The organism is Chitinophaga hostae (assembly GCF_018224885.1).
Classification (GTDB): domain Bacteria; phylum Bacteroidota; class Bacteroidia; order Chitinophagales; family Chitinophagaceae; genus Chitinophaga; species Chitinophaga hostae.
Window position 1 is genome coordinate 673,720 of record NZ_JAGTXB010000001.1, and the last position, 19,027, is coordinate 692,746.

The following is a 19,027-nucleotide window of genomic DNA, read 5'->3' on the forward strand; positions in this document are numbered from 1 at the left end:
GCAATAGTTTTTGTTCGGTATGCCATTTTAGGTCAGGAGAAAACCAGTGCCGGCCGCTATGGTTGCGGCCAGCAATAATTCAATTATCATAGGATACTGGTCTGTTCTGTTGGCATAGGGATAATACGGGTGCAATATATATAAAAAATAATGAATTAAATAAATTATATATGGATATAAGATTAATTAATTGTTTTTTTGAGGAATCGGTTCGGTTTTCATCTTACTGCTTGTATAATGCAGATTGAATACGATAATTAACAATTTTTTTGAGCCCGAATTGCGTATTATTACGGGGTTACTGAACAATCAATTAAAAGCACATTATGTCATCGGAAGTAATAAAACAATTACAGGAGGCGGTACAGTTTTCGCCGGAGAATGTGCCTTTACGCATGCATCTGGCGCAGGTACTGCTGCAGGATTATGAATATACCGCAGCAGAAGAACAATACAGAAAAGTGCTGGAACTTTCTTCTTCCAATACCGGTGCACAGCTTGGACTGGCGCGTACATTTTACCATCAGCAAAAATATTCAGCGGCTATTGTGGTGCTGGAACAACTGGAACATCGTGAGCCGGATCATTTTGATGCGCTGCTATTACACTGTCGCATCCTGGTGAAAGAACAATCCATGCCACAGGCGAAGGAAATATATCAGCATTTATTGCAAATAAATCCCGGTTTCCGCGATGAAGCACTCGATGGGCTTTTCCGGGTGGCCCAATCTGCTCCTGCTTCTTTTAGCGGGGACGATGAGGAAGAAGAAGAAGGAGAAAGCATGTTCATGCTGGAAAAACCGGAGATCAATTTTTCTGATGTGGGTGGTATGGAAAGAGAAAAGCAGGAAATAGACCTAAAGATCATCAAGCCGCTGCAATTCCCGGATCTTTATAAAGCTTATGGTAAAAAAGCAGGTGGAGGTATTTTATTGTATGGCCCTCCCGGTTGCGGTAAAACATACCTGGCCAAAGCCACCGCAGGGCAAATACAGGCGGAGTTCATCAATGTAGGTATTCATGATGTGCTCGATATGTGGGTAGGTACCAGTGAAAAAAATCTGCATAGTCTTTTTGAACTGGCACGGCAGAGTAAACCCTGTGTGCTGTTTTTTGATGAGGTAGATGCCCTTGGCGCTAACCGTTCTGCACTCCGGCAGTCCGGTGCAACGCATATCATCAACCAGTTCCTGGCAGAAATGGACGGCATTGCGGCGAGTAACGAAAACATTCTCATTATTGGCGCTACCAATGCCCCCTGGAGCCTGGATCCGGCATTCCGCCGTCCCGGCCGCTTTGACAGGATCATTTTTGTGGCGCCACCGGAAGCAGATGGACGGGAGGAAATTCTTAAACTGCAACTCCGTAATAAACCCGTGAGCGATATTAATTACAATGCGTTGGCTAAAGCAACCGCCGGTTACTCCGGTGCAGACCTGAAGGCAATCGTGGATATCGCCATCGAAGAAAAACTGCTTGAAGCGTTGCAAAAAGGAGTGCCGCAACCGATCACACAAAAAGAATTATTAAAAGCCGCTAAAACACATAAACCCACCACAAGAGAATGGTTTAATACTGCACGTAACTATGCGCTGTATTCAAATGAAACCGGTCTTTATGATGATGTGTTGAAATACCTGGATATTAAGAAATAACATTTATGGCTGTACTAATTCAGCGCGCACAAATTTTGCTGCAACAAGGCCGTTTCGATGATGCCTTTACCGCGCTACGTCAGCACCTGAGCACCAACGCACACGATACAGACGGACTTTTCCTGCTGGCTATCTGTTACCTGGAAACGGGCAATACCGCGGAAGCAGCGCAGGTGGCTGCCAATACGCTTGGCTTTGCACCCTATGATGATCGCTTTCTATATCTGCAGGCCAGGATCGCATTTCAAAAAAATCAGTATAACGAAGGAATCAGGGCTATCAGCGCAGCTGTGGCTATCAATCCTCATCATGCAGATTATTTTGCGATGTGGAGCCAGATACTACTGAATAAGAAGGAATATGAGGCGGCCCTGCGTAAAGCAGAGGAAGGACTGGCGGTAAATCCTGAAGACGAAGCCTGCCTCAATCTCCGTTCTCATGCTTTGTTCAGTCTGGGGAAAAAGGAAGAAGCATTTTCCGATTTGCATGAAGCACTGGAACACAACCCGGAGAATGCATATACGCACGCTAACCTTGGCTGGAAATGGCTGGAAGCCGGCGATCACCGGAAGGCACTGGAACATTTCAGGGAGTCGCTGAAAATAAATCCAAACAACGACTGGGCCCGCAATGGAATGGTACAGGCCATGAAGGCAAGATACTGGCTATACAGGCAATTCCTTAATTATGCGTTTTTTATGGGCCGGCAAAAAGCCCGTACGCAATGGGCTATCATCATTGCCATTTTTGTGCTTACACAAATTGCCAATAAGTATTTCTTTCCGTTGTACGTTGTACTTGCGTTAATGGCCATTTCTACCTGGCTCATTACGCCGGTGAGTAACCTGTTCCTGCGCTTCAACCCGTATGGCAGATATGCGCTGAGCCCGGAGCAAACACGGGTATCCAATATCGTAGGTGCGTTGCTAAGCGTGTCATTGCTTGCAGCCATCGGATTCTGGATTACCAATATCAGCGGTTTACTGGCTTTGTGTATCTGCACCGCAGTAATGCTACTGCCCTCGGCCGGCCTTTATATGTCGGAGAGTGAAAAAAGCAGGCGTGTTATAAAATGGTATACACTGGGACTCGCCGTCCTGGGCGCCCTGGGAATAGGATTCACTTTTTTTACAAACGACCCTTTTAATATATTCGTTACTGTTATGCTGATTGGTGTGTTTGGATACCAGTTTTTAGTGAATTATATGCTCACCAAAGAAGGATAAAAAAGCAAAAGGTTATAAATAAAAAATCCTTCCGTTTTAGCGGAAGGATTTTTTATTTATAACCTAAACGTATATACGTAATTAAGCATCGATCTTTGCATACTTCGCATGCGATTCAATAAACGCTCTGCGTGGTGGAACTTCATCACCCATCAGCATACTGAATACGCGATCTGCTTCTGCAGCGCTTTCAATGGTCACCTGTTTCAGGGTACGATGCTCAGGGTTCATTGTAGTATCCCACAACTGCTCTGCGTTCATCTCTCCCAAACCTTTATAACGCTGTATCGTTACGCTGTCTTCTTTACCGCCGCCGGCGAGTTTTACGGTTGCTGCCTTGCGCTCTTCTTCTGTCCATGCGTAAGTTTGTTCTTTACCTTTTTTCACGAGGTACAGTGGCGGTTGCGCAATGTACACATAGCCCTGTTCTACCATGGCTTTCATATAACGGAAAACGAAGGTCAGGATCAACGTCGCAATGTGACTGCCATCCACGTCGGCATCCGTCATGATGATAAGCTTGTGATAGCGCAGTTTGCTAAGATTCAGTGCTTTATCATCCTCTTCGGTACCGATGGTTACACCCAGCGCGGTAAAGATGTTCTTGATTTCATTGTCCTCGTAGATTTTATGCTCCATGGCTTTTTCTACGTTCAGGATCTTACCGCGAAGAGGCAGGATCGCCTGGTAGTTACGGTTACGGCCTTGTTTGGCAGTACCACCCGCGGAATCTCCTTCGACAAGGTACAGCTCACATTTGGTAGGATCGTTATCGGAACAGTCGGCCAGTTTACCCGGTAAACCACTTCCGGTCATCACGCTTTTGCGCTGTACCAGCTGACGGGCTTTACGGGCAGCTTCACGGGCTTGTGCTGCCAATACCACCTTGTTGATCACTGTTTTAGCTTCCCGTGGATTTTCCTCCAGGAAAGCATCCAGTATGGCGGCTACAGAACTGTCTACCACACCCATTACGTCGGAGTTACCGAGTTTGGTTTTGGTTTGTCCCTCAAACTGCGGCTCAGGAACTTTTACGCTGATGATAGCACTCAGTCCTTCGCGGAAGTCATCTCCGGTAACTTCTACCTTCGATTTTTCAAACATTTTATTTTTATCACCATATGATTTGAATACACGGGTAATAGCGCGGCGGAAACCGGCTACGTGGGTACCCCCTTCAATAGTGTTGATGTTATTCACATAGGAGAAGATGTTCTCACTGAATGCGTCGTTATACACCAGTGCTACTTCCACCGCTACGTTGGAAGCCGCATCATGCGTTTCTACGTAGATAGGGGCAGGCAGCAACGGATTACGACGGCCATTTTTATCGAGCATCTGTATAAATTCCCGGATACCACCTTCACTGTAAAAGGTTTCCGAGAAGAAATTACCTTCCTCATCTTTTTCACGTTCATCAGTTAACGTGATCTTGATTTTGCGGTTCAGGTAAGATAATTCACGTAAACGGCCTGCCAGGATTTCCCGGTTATAGGTCGTTTCCTTGAATATTTCGCCATCCGGCTTGAAATGCGTGGTAGTACCGGTTGCTTCACTGGCACCGATTTCACGCACCGCATATTGTGGCGCACCACGGTGATATTCCTGTTCAAATATTTTGCCTTCACGTTCTACAGTCACGTGCAGCCTGTCGCTCAGAGCGTTTACGCAACTTACACCCACACCGTGCAAACCACCGGACACCTTGTAGGTGTTCTTATCGAATTTACCTCCGGCGTGCAGTACCGTCATTACAACTTCCAGTGCAGAACGACCCTCTTTGGGGATAATACCAGTGGGAATGCCACGGCCATCATCCTTTACCCGGATAGAATTATCCTCCAGGATGGTCACATCAATATTTTTGCAGTATCCGGCCAGGGCTTCATCGATGGAGTTATCTACCACCTCGTAAACCAGGTGGTGAAGACCCTTGATGCCAATATCGCCGATATACATGGCTGGACGCTTACGTACGGCTTCCAGACCTTCCAATACCTGTATACTCCCCGCGTCATATCCGTTGCTGCTGGGGCTGGGTGCTTGCACTAATTCTTCGCTCATATGTTGGTGTAAAATCTATTAGAAATAAAATCGGTAGACAATCATGCAAAAATACGAAATATAAGCCTTATTTCCACAAAAGAATGCCTGTTTTTAAGCCATGAGGATCGGCCAATTTTCAGGTCACAGATTTCCTGCGCCAGCAATGTCTTTTACCCCGGTAAATAAAGTTTTCCACACCAGGTTAAAAAAAGACTTTTGGATGTCGCGGGTGTAGGTAACGTTGGCGGTACGCACTTTTTCGTCCTTTGAAGGATTGGCATCTTTGATAACCAACGAATTAGCCAGGAAGCTAATTAGTCCTCTCCGCTTTAATTCCTTATGCTCGGGATCCTGTTTGAGCACGGCTATTTTCAGATGTTGGTACAGCAGTTTTACATACCCGCCGGCCCTCCGCTCATCTCCCCTGATATTAAAGGTCAGATCCTGTATATCGCAGGAGCGGATTTCGATTTTACCCAGCGGTTTGGTGACTGCATTCAGGTCTTTCCCATTCATATTTTTGAGCTGGCCGGTTACCGCGAAATGCCCGGCAGTGTCATTCAGCATAAAATCAAACCGGGCGGTCAGCTTGCCGCTTTGCATAAAAACAGCATCAAAATCGGCCACCAGGCGCCTGTTGCGGGCTACAATACTATCAATATTAGTGATGTTCCTGAATGTACCATGAACATGGCTGAAGTTAATATACCCGCTTTGCCCGGTAACAGGGCTCTGCTCGGTGTATTCTATATTAACATTACTGCCGGTAAGGGTATCAATATTAACCGGCACTTTCAGTTTATGTAACAGCTGATGAGGGTATCTCCCTAGTTTATTACCGGGAGGCATGGGCAGGGAACGATTCCGGTATACCTGCACTTTACCGCTTTGTATGTTTACCCGCTGTGCCCATATCTGCTGTTCCTGTAACAGCAATCGTGGATTCAGTTCATGTACACTGATATCGTTTAGCACCATTTCATACCGGTCCTGCTGTACGCCTGTTTTCTGCTGGAATGCTACTTTGCCGTACCGGGGCTGTATTTCAAACTGGCCTATATGTAACGTTCGCAGCGCCGCATCATAACGGATGCCCCGTACATACAGCCAGTACAGACTGTCGCGGGTTCGGTGCATATAATCCTTCATCCCGATTTCATAGTTGCGGGCATAAAGGAAACGGGTAGGATCGTTCAATGCTACAGCGTCTATCAGGAAATTATTGATACGTACCCGGAGGTTGTGAAACTGATGTATTACGCGGGAAGAGTCCTTCCTGGTGAAAATATACTTGAAATCGGTACTGTCCAGCGTCAGTTTACCGATAAAAATGGATTTCATCTTTGCTGATATGTGCTGGTAGGCGGTTTTCGGCCGACTGGTATCTGTAACGGTGGCATTTTGCTCCATTATAATATTAGGACCCGTAACAGTGAGAAGTCCGGCGCTCAGATCCTTTCCGATGAAATAACGCCACGGTTTGAAATATTTCAGTTCTAATTTATCTACACTGATGGTATAAATCTCGGAAGGGGCCTTTTTTCTGGCAAGTAACCGCTGATACACTGCAGAATCGGCCACCATACTTGCTTTTTCCAGGGTAACACTGCCGGACAGCACGTCAAGGTGCAGGGTTTTGAATTTCACGGTATAAAGGCTGTCCGAGATCTCGGTTACATACCCCTGCAGCTCTGTTTTTAACAGCTTATTCCAGTGCCGGTTGAGATACCAGCCCGTACAAAGCACTACCAGAACAAGGATGCCGAACACGATCAACACAATCTTTACCAGTCTGCGTATGTTAAATCCGTTTTTTGCCATCTGTAAAGCATAAACGAAATTTATACCAATAAGTTCCGCCAGAGCGGCCCGGCACCTGTTAAAAGACGGCGGTCAGGCATGATCTGTTTTGTAACTGGATTGTCAAAACGTATTTGTTTAAGAAATGAATCCCTAAATTTGTGACTTCGATAACAGCATGGCATTAAAAAACAGGTAAAGTGAAAGAAATACAGGAAATATTGGCCTTAGCCATTCCGCAACCCGCGATGAGCGACCAGTTACAGCTGGCGGAGCAGGATAGTGTGTCGGTTCCTGACTGTCTGGATTTTTCTTTACAGCGTTTTGTATATGATAAGCCGTTGCCAGTGGAAGATGTGGCCATGGTAGTTTACCAGCCCGCCAAAAGAGGGCAGTCTGCCGCTATAGAGCTGCGGTATTGTGTGGCAGGCAGTAAGTATTGTAAAAATCCGTCCTGTACTGATCAGCTTTGTTCAGAGGGGAACAAGGAAGCTTGTACTGACCGGGTGCCATCAGTGGATCTGATCACTGTACGGTTCCAGCCAGCCTTTATACAATCCCTGCAGAAAGGAACCACCACCTTCTCCTTATTCGAAAATCAATCCCGCAAGCCTTTTGTAAAAACCATCCAGCCCTGTACGAAATCCAAGTCGGTACTGGAAACCATGGTACATCACGATTACGAAGGCATGTTGAAAAATATATTCCTGCAAAGCCGTGCATTGGATCTGTTGCTTTATAGCTCAGACCAGTTTATGCAAAATGATACTGACGAGCGCTATGGTTGCCGTTTCCTTACTCACCTGGAGGACCGTGAAAAAATAGAAAATGCCCGTGGTATTTTGCTGGAACAGCTGGACTCTCCTATTACCATCAGGGATCTGGCGCGCAAGGTGGCAATGAACGAGTGCTATCTGAAAAAAGGCTTTAAAGCCATGTATGGCACTACCATATATGATTATTTCCAGAAAGAAAGGATGGAAAAGGCCAAGGGGTTGCTCTATGAAAAGGGTATGTCGGTATCAGAAGTAGCTATGCTCATGGGATATTCCTGTATTTCCCACTTCTCTACCGCCTTTAAAAAACACACCGGTTTAAAACCCTGTGAACTACTCCTGCGCTAATATACCTGTGTTTGTTTAATATCTCCCGTTAACATTATTCCTGATTACCGGTACAAGCTATTGGTATTTTCCCTTTTCGATCATTTGTTTTCCCGATTTGAAAAGTGGAAGATAAAATATAGGTGTTTCTTTGTAACACGATAGGCAGATATCTATTTGCATTTCCTATAAGCTTCCTTATCAGATTTGACCATGGAAGAAGCTTGGCTGGCAAAAAGTAAGTAAAGCCATAAATAATACTTGCATGAATATCAAACACCATTGAAATTAAGTGCAATTGCCAGAAAAGTTTCTACCAGATTTTATAAAGTCGTTCGCTTCAGCGGACGACTTTTTTTATTGATGATGGGTGGCCCGGAAAAGAGGGTGGTACTGAACTAGCAGGCAAAAGAAAACCCCGCCCAAAAGAGCAGGGTCTGTCCTATTTATCCCTATACCTATGAAATACTTGTTTGTGTTACTCAGTGATGGTACCTGCTTCGTTCAATAACACTGCTTTGTCTGTACCGTTATCCTGAATATTTACTTTGTAGTATGAAGCTACATCTGATCTCTCAATTTTCCAGCCATCTTTTATGGTTGCTGCCGGATATTTTGTTTTCAGTGTACCAGCCACTGATTCCGGAAGAGTTTGAGCATCATAAGCACTTCTTGTGGCAATCCATTTGCCATCTGCATCATACTCTGCAATTGTGTTTATGTTGTCTTTTTGGAAACTTGCTGTCCAATGTCCTGCACTTGTCTTTGTCCACTTAGCAGCTGTTGTTCCCGCAAAATTCTGATCAAAAGAACTTTTAACTGCCTCTGGTGCCTGCACCATTTTGGCAACTAGTTTTGTTTTCTTAACTGATTTTTTTTGCTGTGCAAAAGTTATGCCGGAAGTGAATAGAACCGCGCAAAATATTAACGTCAACTTTTTCATATTCGATATGGTTTTTTCCGTTGGGTTAAAATTAACTACTAGGTTTTTCTAATCTTCCTGGCAAATAAGCTAAAACAATGCCAAAAACGTAATTTCTTCGCTCTTTATTGCAAAGTACAAAAAAAACAATAAAAAATATGCAAAAAGCTTTGTTTTTAATAAAGTTGCCCCTTTAGGAGCCAGTGTATTTTCTTAACTTCGCACAATTTTAATCAATTATTGTCTAAATAACATCAAAGGGCGGGGAATTGTTTTATGTCCAGCAAATATCAGGAATATAACCAGTTGAATTTACCTCAGATCGAGAAAGATATACTGCAACAATGGGAGCAGCACCAGGCTTTTGAGAAAAGCGTGGAAGTGCGCGATGGCGCCACCCCATTCGTTTTCTACGAAGGTCCTCCAAGCGCCAATGGTTTACCGGGTATTCACCATGTTATTTCACGTACGTTAAAAGACCTGGTATGTCGTTATAAAACGATGAGAGGTTTCCAGGTAAAGCGCAAAGGCGGCTGGGATACCCATGGTTTGCCGGTGGAACTGGGTGTGGAAAAAACATTGGGCATTACTAAAAAGGATATTGGTACCAAGATCTCCATTGAGGACTATAATGAAACCTGTAGAAAAGAAGTATTAAAATATAAAGACAAGTGGGATGACCTTACCCGTAAAATGGGTTATTGGGTGGATCTGAAAGATCCATATATCACATTTGAAAATAAATATATTGAAACCCTGTGGTGGGCGTTGCAAACGCTTTATAAAAAAGGGTTATTATATAAGAGCGTCAGTATTCAGCCTTATTCTCCTGCAGCTGGTACAGGTCTTAGTTCTGCCGAACTGAATCAGCCAGGCACCTATAAAAATGTAAAGGATACGACGATAGTGGCTATGTTCAAGGCGCAGCAGGCAGATAATTCACGGTTCCTTTTTGAGGCGGCAGGTAACAGCGAGGTGTTTTTCCTTGCCTGGACCACTACCCCATGGACTTTACCATCCAACCTGGGGTTAACAGTGGGCGCTAATATAGAATATGTACTGGTAAGTACTTTTAATCAATATACTCACCTCCCGGTGAATGTGGTGATGGCGAAAGTATTGCTGGGTAAGTATTTTAAAGCGGAAGGAGAAAATGCTGATTTTGAAGCCTATAAAGAAGGAGATAAGGTAATTCCGTGGAAGATCCTTACCAGTTTTAAAGGCAGCCAGTTAGAAAATATCCGCTATGAACAGCTGCTGCCTTTTGCACAGCCTGAAGAAGGAGATCCATTCCGTGTAATACTGGGAGATTTTGTTACTACTGAAGATGGTACCGGTATCGTGCATACCGCACCTGCCTTTGGTGCAGACGATAACAGGGTTGGTAAAAAGAATGGAATTGGTATTTTAACGCTGGTAGACCGGGAAGGGAAATTTACAGATAATGTGGGTGAGTTTTCAGGTCGTTTTGTAAAGAATTACAAGGATGACCCTGAATATAAGGATGTGGATGTGGATATTGCAGTGAAGCTGAAAAAAGAGAACCGCGCCTTTAAAGTAGAGAAATACGAACACACCTATCCTCATTGCTGGCGTACAGATAAGCCTGTACTGTATTATCCGCTGGATGCGTGGTTTATAAAAACCACCGCCATGAAGGATAGAATGGTGGAATTGAATAAGACAATTAACTGGAAGCCTGCTTTCACCGGTACCGGACGTTTTGGTAACTGGCTGGAAAATATGGTAGACTGGAATCTTAGCCGCAGCCGTTATTGGGGTACCCCGTTGCCAATCTGGCGTACTGAAGATGGCAGTGAAGAAAAATGTATTGGTGGAATTGAGGAGCTGAATGCTGAGATCCGCAAAGCGAATGAAATATTGGGTGGCGATGTGAATAAGTCGTATTTGCATGAAGGGATACTGGACCTGCATAAGCCTTATGTGGATGATATTGTGCTGGTAAGCGATTCAGGCAAGCCCATGCGTCGTGAGCCGGATTTGGTGGATGTTTGGTTTGACAGTGGCGCGATGCCTTACGCACAGTGGCATTATCCGTTTGAAAACAAGGAGTTAATAGATAAAGGAGAGTCATTCCCGGCTGACTTTATTGCAGAAGGAGTAGACCAGACCCGTGGATGGTTTTATACGCTGCATGTGCTGGGTGTGATGCTGTTTGACAAGGTGGCATATAAAACAGTGGTATCCAACGGTTTAGTGTTGGATAGCAATGGTAATAAAATGAGTAAGCGCCTCGGCAACGTGGTGAACCCATTTGAAACGATCGAAAAATTTGGGGCTGACGCAACCCGTTGGTACCTGATTACCAATGCTTCGCCATGGGATAGCCTGAAGTTTGATGTAAAAGGTATAGGTGAAGCACAGCGTAAGCTGTTTGGTACCCTGTATAATACATATAATTTCTTTGCTATGTATTCCAATCTTGATAATTTTACGTTCAAGGAGGCATACATTCCATTGGAAGAACGTCCGGAAATTGACCGTTGGATTATTTCGGTATTAAATACACTGGTAAAAGATGTAACGGGCAGTTTTGACGATTACGAACCTACGCAGGCGGGCAGGGCTATTGAGCGTTTTGTGGATGAGCAGCTGAGTAACTGGTATGTGCGTCTTTGTCGTCGCCGGTTCTGGAAAGGTGATTATGGGCACGACAAAATCAGTGCTTACCAGACCTTATATGAATGTCTGGAAAAAATTACCCAGTTGATGGCCCCGGTTTCCCCGTTTTTCACAGATTGGCTATTTAACAACCTCAACAGTGTAAGTGGTCGTGTAAATGCTGCTTCCATCCACCACACTGATTTTCCAGTGGCGAATGAGGCGGCTATTGATGCTGATCTGGAAGAAAGGATGCAACTGGCCCAGGATATTTCATCGCTGGTATTATCCTTGCGTAAGAAGGTGAATATCAAAGTTCGCCAGCCGTTACAGAAAATTCTGATTCCGGTAACAAATGCCCGGATGCAGCAACAAATAGAAAAGGTAGCCGACCTGATAAAAAGTGAGGTGAATGTCAAAGGGATTGATTATCTTACGGAAACGGAAGGTTTTATCAAGAAAAAGATTAAACCGAACTTCAAGTCGCTTGGTGGTAAAATGGGTGCAAAGATGAAATCTGTGGCGGCCGTTATCGGCGGGTTTACAGATGCAGATATTGCCACGATAGAGCGCGACGGCCATTTCAACCTGGTTGTGGAAGGAGAGCAAGTGCAAATCCAACTCTCCGATGTTGAGATCATTTCCGAAGATATTCCGGGATGGACAGTAGCTAATAAAGGCGCCTTAACGGTAGCGCTCGATATTACTATTACTCCCCAGTTACAGGATGAAGGAAATGCCCGGGAGCTGGTGAACCGGATACAGAAAATCCGCAAGGACAGCGATTTTGCTTTAACAGACAGGATTGATGTGGCAGTGGAAAGTGTGGATGCGCTCAAATCGGCCATTGTGAACTATAATGACTATATTTGCACGGAAATTTTGGCAGATAGCCTGGAATTAGTGGAGCGATTACATGATGGTACAGAAATAGAGGTGAATGACCTTAAATTTAATGTATTAGTTAACAAAAAAAGCTAATCCCCCATGGCAACAAAAAAGAAGGTTGCTAGTAAAACGACCCAAAAGGCAGTTCCGGTGAAAAAAACGGCGGCCAAGGCTCCCGCAGCAAAAAAAGCTGCTAAACCTGCCCCGGCGAAAAAAGCCGCACCCGCGCCTAAGAAAGCTGCTGCTAAAAAGGCTGCCCTTGCGAAGGCGGCACCTAAAACAGCAGCAAAACCAGCAGCCGGAAAAGCCGTGGTAGCCAAAAATACTGCTAAAAAAGTCGCCCCGGCGCCTAAAAAAGCAGTAAAAAAGGCTTCAGCCATACCAAGTAAATCAACATCCGTCAAGAAAGTTGCTGTACCTGCAAAATCGACCGTTAAAAAAGAGCCTGCTGTAAAGCAGCAAGTGGTTACGAAAAGTGTTTCCGCTGAAAAAGAGAAACCATTTATTTCTAAGTCAGAAGAAAAAGAACTTAAAACGATGGCAGTAAAGAAAGCAGATACTAAGGTAGAAGTTGCTAAGGAAAAAGAATCCTCGAAAAAAGCAGCTGAAAAGCCAGTTGTTAAGGCTGAAAAATCAGTGAAGGCGGAAAAGTCCGAAAAACCCGAGAAAACGGAAAAAACCGAGAAAAAAGGTGGAAAAGCTACTTTGGTAACTTACCAGCCGGAATTTACCAAATCAGTGCTGGATCAACCAGCAGCGCCTACCGGTCCTGTATACAGATACAGTGATTCAGACCTCCAGGAATTTAGAGAACTGATCCAAAAGAAGCTGGAATCAGCTAAAAAGGAACTCATTTACCTGCAAGGCTTAATCACCCGTAAAGATGAAGCTGGTACTGATGATACTGAAAACAAATACATGAGCATGGAAGATGGCAGCGGTTCCCAGGAAAGAGAGCAGCTTAACCAGATGGCCAGCCGTCAGATTCAGTTCATTGATCACCTGGAAAAAGCAATGATGCGTATTGAAAACAAAACCTATGGTATTTGCCGTGTAACCGGTAAACTCATAGATAAAGCACGTCTCAGAGCTGTTCCTCATGCTACACTAAGCATTGAAGCTAAACTGGCTAAAAGTAAATAATCTTACGACCTTATAAAAAAAGGCGCAGCGGAATTTTCCGCTGCGCCTTTTTCTTTTTTTCAATGCGATATTATCTCAGCAGGTTACCTCTTTTTTATTGCGTAACTGTCGCATCGCGAAGTAAATCAGTCCCGCTCCTGCCAGTCCCACCAGGCTTCCCATGCCTATCTTGCGTGCTTGTTTTTTGCTGATAGCCGGTAATTTAAATTTAGCCGGACTCGCTGGCGCAATATCTAATAGTGGTGCGAGTGAAAGACCACTGATAATTTTATCGGCAACCTTTTCTACAATTTCACCGCGATACTGTGGACAAAAAGCAACGCCTATGCCCGCTTCGGCAAGCAGCTGGCTGTCGCGCTTTCCATCGCCCACGTAGATAATATTCTGCGTATTAATATGATATTGTTGTGCGATGTACGGGAATACAGCGCTTTTGCAGTACTCGTTGTCCTTCAGGAAGTAATCTGCTACTGTGAATGCGCCGGTGGCTACACTGTTTACAAGATGAAGTTTGTTGGCAAACACGAAATCCATTCCCAGCTTATTTTTGATATGACGTGCTACTGTACCGAATCCATCAGTCATCAAACCGCAGGCGTATCCTCTTTTCTTCAGCTCACGCACTATTTCCCGGATACCAGGCACCAGCGGGATGGCATCTGCTACTTCCAGCATCTCCGCGATATTGCGTCCTTCAAAGATAGTAGCGCTTAATTCCATGGTAGTAAGTGCATTGTGGCGGGCGGCATTAATATCCTGCAACCTTTCCTCCTGGTCAAAGGCTACTGCAGCCCATTGGAGGTAGCTTTGCGTAAATACGGCATGGTCCAGGTTAAAAATGACCATCTTCTGTAATTTATCAATCGACTCCAGGATAGCGTATTCCATTTGCTCCCGGATCAGGTTGATGTTTCCCAAAGTTTCCAGGTTTTCCTGCGGGATATTTTCCGCTTTGCGAAGAATGGTGCGGGATACCTCTCTCGACATTTTACTCAGCTGCTCCCAGGTTTGCATGGCATTTTCCACCTTTCCTATATTGGCTTCTGTAATACGGGCGCCCAGGTGATGCATATCTATCAGCAGCCCTATATCTACGCCATAATCATTCTCAAAATGCACCCGTGAAAGAAATGATCTCCTGGCTGCAATCATACCACTGAGCGGCTGCTGGAAATGCGACAGCTCCGGGTATAAGATACTAAGCAGTGGCTTGGCCACCAATTGGGTGACCCTGCCTGCCTGCCGTTCAAAGTAGGATTTGACGAAGTCAGCTTCATCTTTTTCAATAGGACCAGTTAAGAGGTCTATAATATTGTCGGGGTAAGTAAGGATGTCGCCGTCAACATAGGCAATAATATCATGTTTTGCCGCCATCATGCCTTCCCGCATGGAAATGCCCTTGCCGCGCTGACTGCTGGTAATCACTCTCACGTGCTCTTTCATCGCCTCTTCCACAGTGTTGTCTGTAGAATTATCATCCACCACAATGATCTCGATTTTGCGGGAGGTTTTTTTGATGGTTTTAATAACCTGGCGTATGGTAGCACCTTCGTTTAATACAGGAATTACGATAGATATCATAGGAGTTCGCTATGTTAAAAGGTTAAAAAATAGTGCTGCAAAGAGCTGGTGTTGGCATTATCAGGGCGCAACAATAACAAAAACCGTACCCATTGCCAATATTTTCACAGAAGATCACATAATGAAAATGTAGACGGGTATTGGTTAAACGTGAAACGTCCCGCATTTTGGCGGGACGTTTCACGTTTACGTATATTCTTTAACGTTATATTCCGGTTATTTAAATTCCTGCATTTCCACCAGCTTATGATAGATGCCTTGTTGCTGCAGTAACTCATCGTGTGTGCCGCGTTCCTTGATTTCGCCCTGATCCATCACAATGATTTCATTGGCATGTTGTATAGTACTTAGACGGTGCGCAATTACAATAGTGGTGCGGTTTTGCATTAGCTTGTCCAATGCTCCCTGCACTAGTTTTTCAGACTCTGTATCGAGTGCAGAGGTGGCTTCATCCAATATGAGAATAGGTGGATTTTTGAAGATAGCTCTTGCAATGGTAAGGCGTTGACGTTGTCCGCCGCTGAGTTTCAGGCCGCGGTCGCCAATAAAGGTATCGTAGCCATTTTCAAGTTGTTCAATAAATTCATGTGCATTAGCAATTTTTGCTGCTGCTACAATAGCTTCCCTGTTGGCGTTTGGCTGGCCAAAGGCAATGTTGTTGATCACGGTATCATTAAACAGGATGGCTTCCTGCGATACTACGCCGATCAGGCTGCGGAGGTCATGAATTTTAATATCGCGGATATCGTTACCGTCTATACGAATTGCGCCTTCGTTTACATCGTAGAACCGCGGCAATATATCGGCCATGGTAGATTTACCGGCACCGCTGCGGCCTACCAGCGCTATCATCTGTCCTTTTTTAATAGTCAGCCTGATATGCTTTAATACATATTGCTGCTCGTATTTAAAGGATACATTATCATATTCTACACTGCTGTTAAAATTATTTACCGTTATAGCATCCGGCTTTTCCTGAATACTTTCTACGGTATCCATTATTTTAAAAATCCTTTCACTGGCTACAATTCCTTTCTGCATACTGGTAACAGCAGTGGAGATATTTTTTGCAGGCTGCATGATCTGTGAGTAAAACACCAGGTAGGTCATGAATGTAGCGCCGGTGAGCAGATCGCTGCCATTTAATACCAGCGTGCCGCCATAAATTACCAGGATAACGATTACGATCACACCCAGTATTTCAGAGATAGGAGAAGCGAGTTCCCGTTGGTTATACATGGACTTGCTCACCTTTACAAAACGGTTATCTACTTCTGCAAATTTATTTCTCATGAAACGTTCGGCAGTAAAGGATTGTATGATGCGGATACCGCTTAGTGTTTCTTCTGTTACATTTAGTATTTTTCCCAGCAGCTCCTGGCTGAACCATCCTTTTTGTTTTAATTTCTTGGAAACATAGGAAATCAGCAAACCGGATACAGGAAAAAATACAATGGTGAACAGGGTTAGGTTAACAGACAGGTAGAACAGCGCCGCAAAGTAACCGATGATGATAAAGGGATCTCTCAGGAGGATCTGCATGGCGTTGATCACATTGCTTTCAATTTCCAGCACGTCGTTAGCCATGGTAGAGAGCAGGTCTCCTTTTTGCTGCTGGCTGTAGAAGCCCATGGGCAACCTGGTAAATTTGTCATACAGGTTGGTTCTTAACCTGGAAAGCATGGTCATTTTAAGCCGAACCATTACCCTTGCGCTCATGTACCTGCCGAGGTTGGCAATGGTAATACAAACGCCGATCACCCCGCAAACAAAGTATAAGGCACTCTGCTTGGAACCACTGGCTTTTATAAAGCTGTAGAAATAGTAGTTGAACAGTTGTACGAAATAATCGATGGAGAATGAAAATACCGGGTGCGGCAATACCTGGGGAACCTCACCTACCTGTTTAAAAATAACCGTCAGCAGTGGAATGAGCATGGCAAAGTTAACCATGCCGAATATAATGCCTATCAGCGTATATATAACATATTCCGGAATATAATGATGTAAAGGGGTGGCAAATCTGAGTAATCGCTTGAACGTCTTCATTCCTGTTGCTTTTAAACTGCTGGCAAAAATAGCATAATTACAATATGCCGGGCCTTAATTGCCACTATTCTTTCCGGGAAATGGTTAATTTCGCATCTGGCAGGCCTATGACAGCCCGTTATGGTTTGGTGCTGTGCTGTAAATATGCTATTATCGTACATAGGCCCGTTTTACTAACGATTAAAATTGAATGAGATGCAGGAAACTAAAAGGCAGAAGCAAATAGGACAATTAGTGCAGGAGGAATTAAGTGTTATTTTTCAGCGCCTGGGATTTAATGTGGTAGATGGAGGAATGATATCCGTTGCTGCGGTGAAAATGACGCCTGATCTGCTGGAAGCAAAGGTGTACCTGAGCATGTTTCAGATAAAGGCCCCGGCTGAAATGCTGGAGCGTATCAAGGAAAGGATGGGTGAAATAAAGAAATTGCTTGGGATAGGCCTGGGTAAGCAGTTGCGCAGAATACCGGAGCTGAGCTTTTTCCTGGATGATACGCTGGATTACGTATTCAAGATGGAAGAGCTGTTTAAAAAGATCAAGGAAGACGACGCAAATATTAAGGATGGCAAAAAATAGCATTACGAATTACGAGTTAGACATTACGGATTGGTGGGTAGATATGCCTGAAAATCATCCGCTATTGTCTACCCGCAAATCCGTAATTCGCAATTCCTAATTCGTAATTTTCCTCTCTCAACATGGTCTGGCAATTTGCTTCCCGTTACTTCCGTGCAAAAAAATCTACCAATGCGATTAATATCATTGCCTGGGTAAGTGTGGTAGCTATTGCAGTGGGGACTGGCGCCCTGATTGTAATATTAAGTGTATTCAATGGTTTTGAAGGGTTAGTAAAATCCCTCTATTCCTCTTTTTATCCTGCCATAAAAATTGCCCCTGCCAGCGGTAAAACGATCCTGCTTACACCTGCCCAGCTCCAGCAAATTTCGGCGGTGCCGGGTGTAATCCATTATTCAGAAGTAATTGAAGAAAAGGCGGTGCTGCGCTACGGCGACGAGCCTACAATTGCAGTATTAAAAGGGGTTGACGGCAACTATAACAATGTAACAGATGTTAAAAATAATATAGTCAGGGGGCGTTTCGACACCGGCGACAGCGTAGCTTACCGGGCTATACTGGGTTTGGAGCTGGAGGGCGCCCTGGGGGTAGATGTGGTGCACAGCCTGGCGCCTGTAACGGTGTATCTTCCCCGCAGGAACGTAAATGCATTTGTAACTCCCGAGGATGCGTTGAACAATGGGGTGCTATACCCGGCGGGAACTTTTGCCATTCAGCAGGAGTTCAACAGCAAATATGTGATCACCAATATTGCATTCCTCCGCAAGCTGCTGGAGCTGGGCGACCAGGAAATGTCGGCCCTGGAAATAGGAATACGGGCAGGGGCCAACGAAAAACAAATGAAACAAAAGCTGGAACAATTACTTGGCGGCAATTACAAGGTACAAACCCGGTATGAGCAAAACCAGTCGCTATACGCTATTATGCAAACGGAGAAATGGGCGGTATATGTAATACTTAGTTTTATCATGATCATAGCAGCATTTAATATGATCGGATCTCTATATATGCTGGTGATAGAAAAACAGAAAGACATCACCATTCTCAAGGCTATGGGGGCCCGGAAATCATTGATCATGCGTATTTTTTTGTCAGAAGGGCTGATTATTGCCGGTATCGGTACGGCTATAGGCTTTGGCTTAGGTATTTCATTCTGCCTGTTGCAACAACATTTTGGGATTATTAAACTGGAAGGCACTTCTTTCCTGGTAGATTCATACCCGGTAAGTATGCATGCAGAAGACTTCGGCCTGGTGTTTATTACAATAATGGTGATCGGGGTAGCTGCCAGCTGGTACCCGGCAAGAAGAGCAGCGGTAGAGGCCATCACGCTGAAGGCAACATGATAAAGACGACAGGGATTTGAACACTTGATAAGTAATGATAATAAATAATAAAAATTAAAAAGGGTCCGTA

At 44.5% G+C, this 19,027-nt stretch carries 12 protein-coding genes; 7 read left to right on the forward strand and 5 right to left on the reverse strand.

Annotated elements, in window-relative coordinates:
• The first annotated feature begins 326 nt into the window (after positions 1–326).
• On the forward strand, positions 327–1,655 hold the full coding sequence (locus KE626_RS02810) for an ATP-binding protein (protein WP_211971357.1): 1,329 nt from the start codon (positions 327–329) through the stop codon (positions 1,653–1,655).
• Between the two features lie 5 nt (positions 1,656–1,660).
• Complete coding sequence (locus tag KE626_RS02815) at positions 1,661–2,881, forward strand: tetratricopeptide repeat protein (RefSeq protein WP_211971358.1); 1,221 nt, start codon at positions 1,661–1,663, stop codon at positions 2,879–2,881.
• 81 nt (positions 2,882–2,962) lie between these two features.
• Here KE626_RS02815 and gyrB read toward each other — a convergent pair whose 3' ends face one another.
• Both gyrB and KE626_RS02825 read right to left on the reverse strand, forming a co-directional pair.
• The gene (gyrB, locus tag KE626_RS02820) at positions 2,963–4,945 is read right to left on the reverse strand and encodes a DNA topoisomerase (ATP-hydrolyzing) subunit B (protein WP_211971359.1); all 1,983 of its coding nucleotides are present in this window, start codon (positions 4,943–4,945) and stop codon (positions 2,963–2,965) included.
• A 123-nt stretch (positions 4,946–5,068) separates the two neighbouring features.
• Entirely contained in the window at positions 5,069–6,748 is a 1,680-nt protein-coding gene (locus KE626_RS02825; RefSeq protein ID WP_211971360.1) for an AsmA family protein, read from the reverse strand.
• A gap of 179 nt (positions 6,749–6,927) precedes the next feature.
• On the opposite strand from KE626_RS02825, the gene KE626_RS34995 reads away from it, so the two are divergent.
• Positions 6,928–7,851 carry a helix-turn-helix domain-containing protein gene (locus tag KE626_RS34995; RefSeq protein ID WP_211971361.1) on the forward strand — a complete coding sequence of 308 codons (924 nt, stop codon included), beginning with the start codon at positions 6,928–6,930 and terminating at the stop codon, positions 7,849–7,851.
• 457 nt (positions 7,852–8,308) lie between these two features.
• Here KE626_RS34995 and KE626_RS02835 read toward each other — a convergent pair whose 3' ends face one another.
• Positions 8,309–8,773 carry a PepSY-like domain-containing protein gene (locus KE626_RS02835; RefSeq protein ID WP_211971362.1) on the reverse strand — a complete coding sequence of 155 codons (465 nt, stop codon included), beginning with the start codon at positions 8,771–8,773 and terminating at the stop codon, positions 8,309–8,311.
• Positions 8,774–9,028: 255 nt separating this feature from the next.
• On the opposite strand from KE626_RS02835, the gene ileS reads away from it, so the two are divergent.
• Together ileS and KE626_RS02845 are read left to right on the forward strand one after the other, a co-directional pair.
• Positions 9,029–12,355 carry an isoleucine--tRNA ligase gene (ileS, locus tag KE626_RS02840; RefSeq protein WP_211971363.1) on the forward strand — a complete coding sequence of 1,109 codons (3,327 nt, stop codon included), beginning with the start codon at positions 9,029–9,031 and terminating at the stop codon, positions 12,353–12,355.
• A 6-nt stretch (positions 12,356–12,361) separates the two neighbouring features.
• Entirely contained in the window at positions 12,362–13,405 is a 1,044-nt protein-coding gene (locus KE626_RS02845) for a TraR/DksA family transcriptional regulator (protein WP_211971364.1), read from the forward strand.
• Positions 13,406–13,480: 75 nt separating this feature from the next.
• Here the strand turns inward: KE626_RS02845 and KE626_RS02850 are convergent, their stop codons facing one another.
• Together KE626_RS02850 and KE626_RS02855 are read right to left on the reverse strand one after the other, a co-directional pair.
• Positions 13,481–14,986 carry a glycosyltransferase gene (locus KE626_RS02850; RefSeq protein ID WP_211971365.1) on the reverse strand — a complete coding sequence of 502 codons (1,506 nt, stop codon included), beginning with the start codon at positions 14,984–14,986 and terminating at the stop codon, positions 13,481–13,483.
• Between the two features lie 216 nt (positions 14,987–15,202).
• On the reverse strand, positions 15,203–17,035 hold the full coding sequence (locus KE626_RS02855; RefSeq protein ID WP_211971366.1) for an ABC transporter ATP-binding protein: 1,833 nt from the start codon (positions 17,033–17,035) through the stop codon (positions 15,203–15,205).
• A gap of 195 nt (positions 17,036–17,230) precedes the next feature.
• Here KE626_RS02855 and rbfA point away from each other — a divergent pair, with 195 nt between their 5' ends.
• Complete coding sequence (gene rbfA / locus KE626_RS02860; RefSeq protein WP_211971367.1) at positions 17,231–17,611, forward strand: 30S ribosome-binding factor RbfA; 381 nt, start codon at positions 17,231–17,233, stop codon at positions 17,609–17,611.
• 122 nt (positions 17,612–17,733) lie between these two features.
• The gene (locus KE626_RS02865) at positions 17,734–18,957 is read left to right on the forward strand and encodes an FtsX-like permease family protein (RefSeq protein ID WP_211971368.1); all 1,224 of its coding nucleotides are present in this window, start codon (positions 17,734–17,736) and stop codon (positions 18,955–18,957) included.
• Positions 18,958–19,027: the final 70 nt, after the last annotated feature.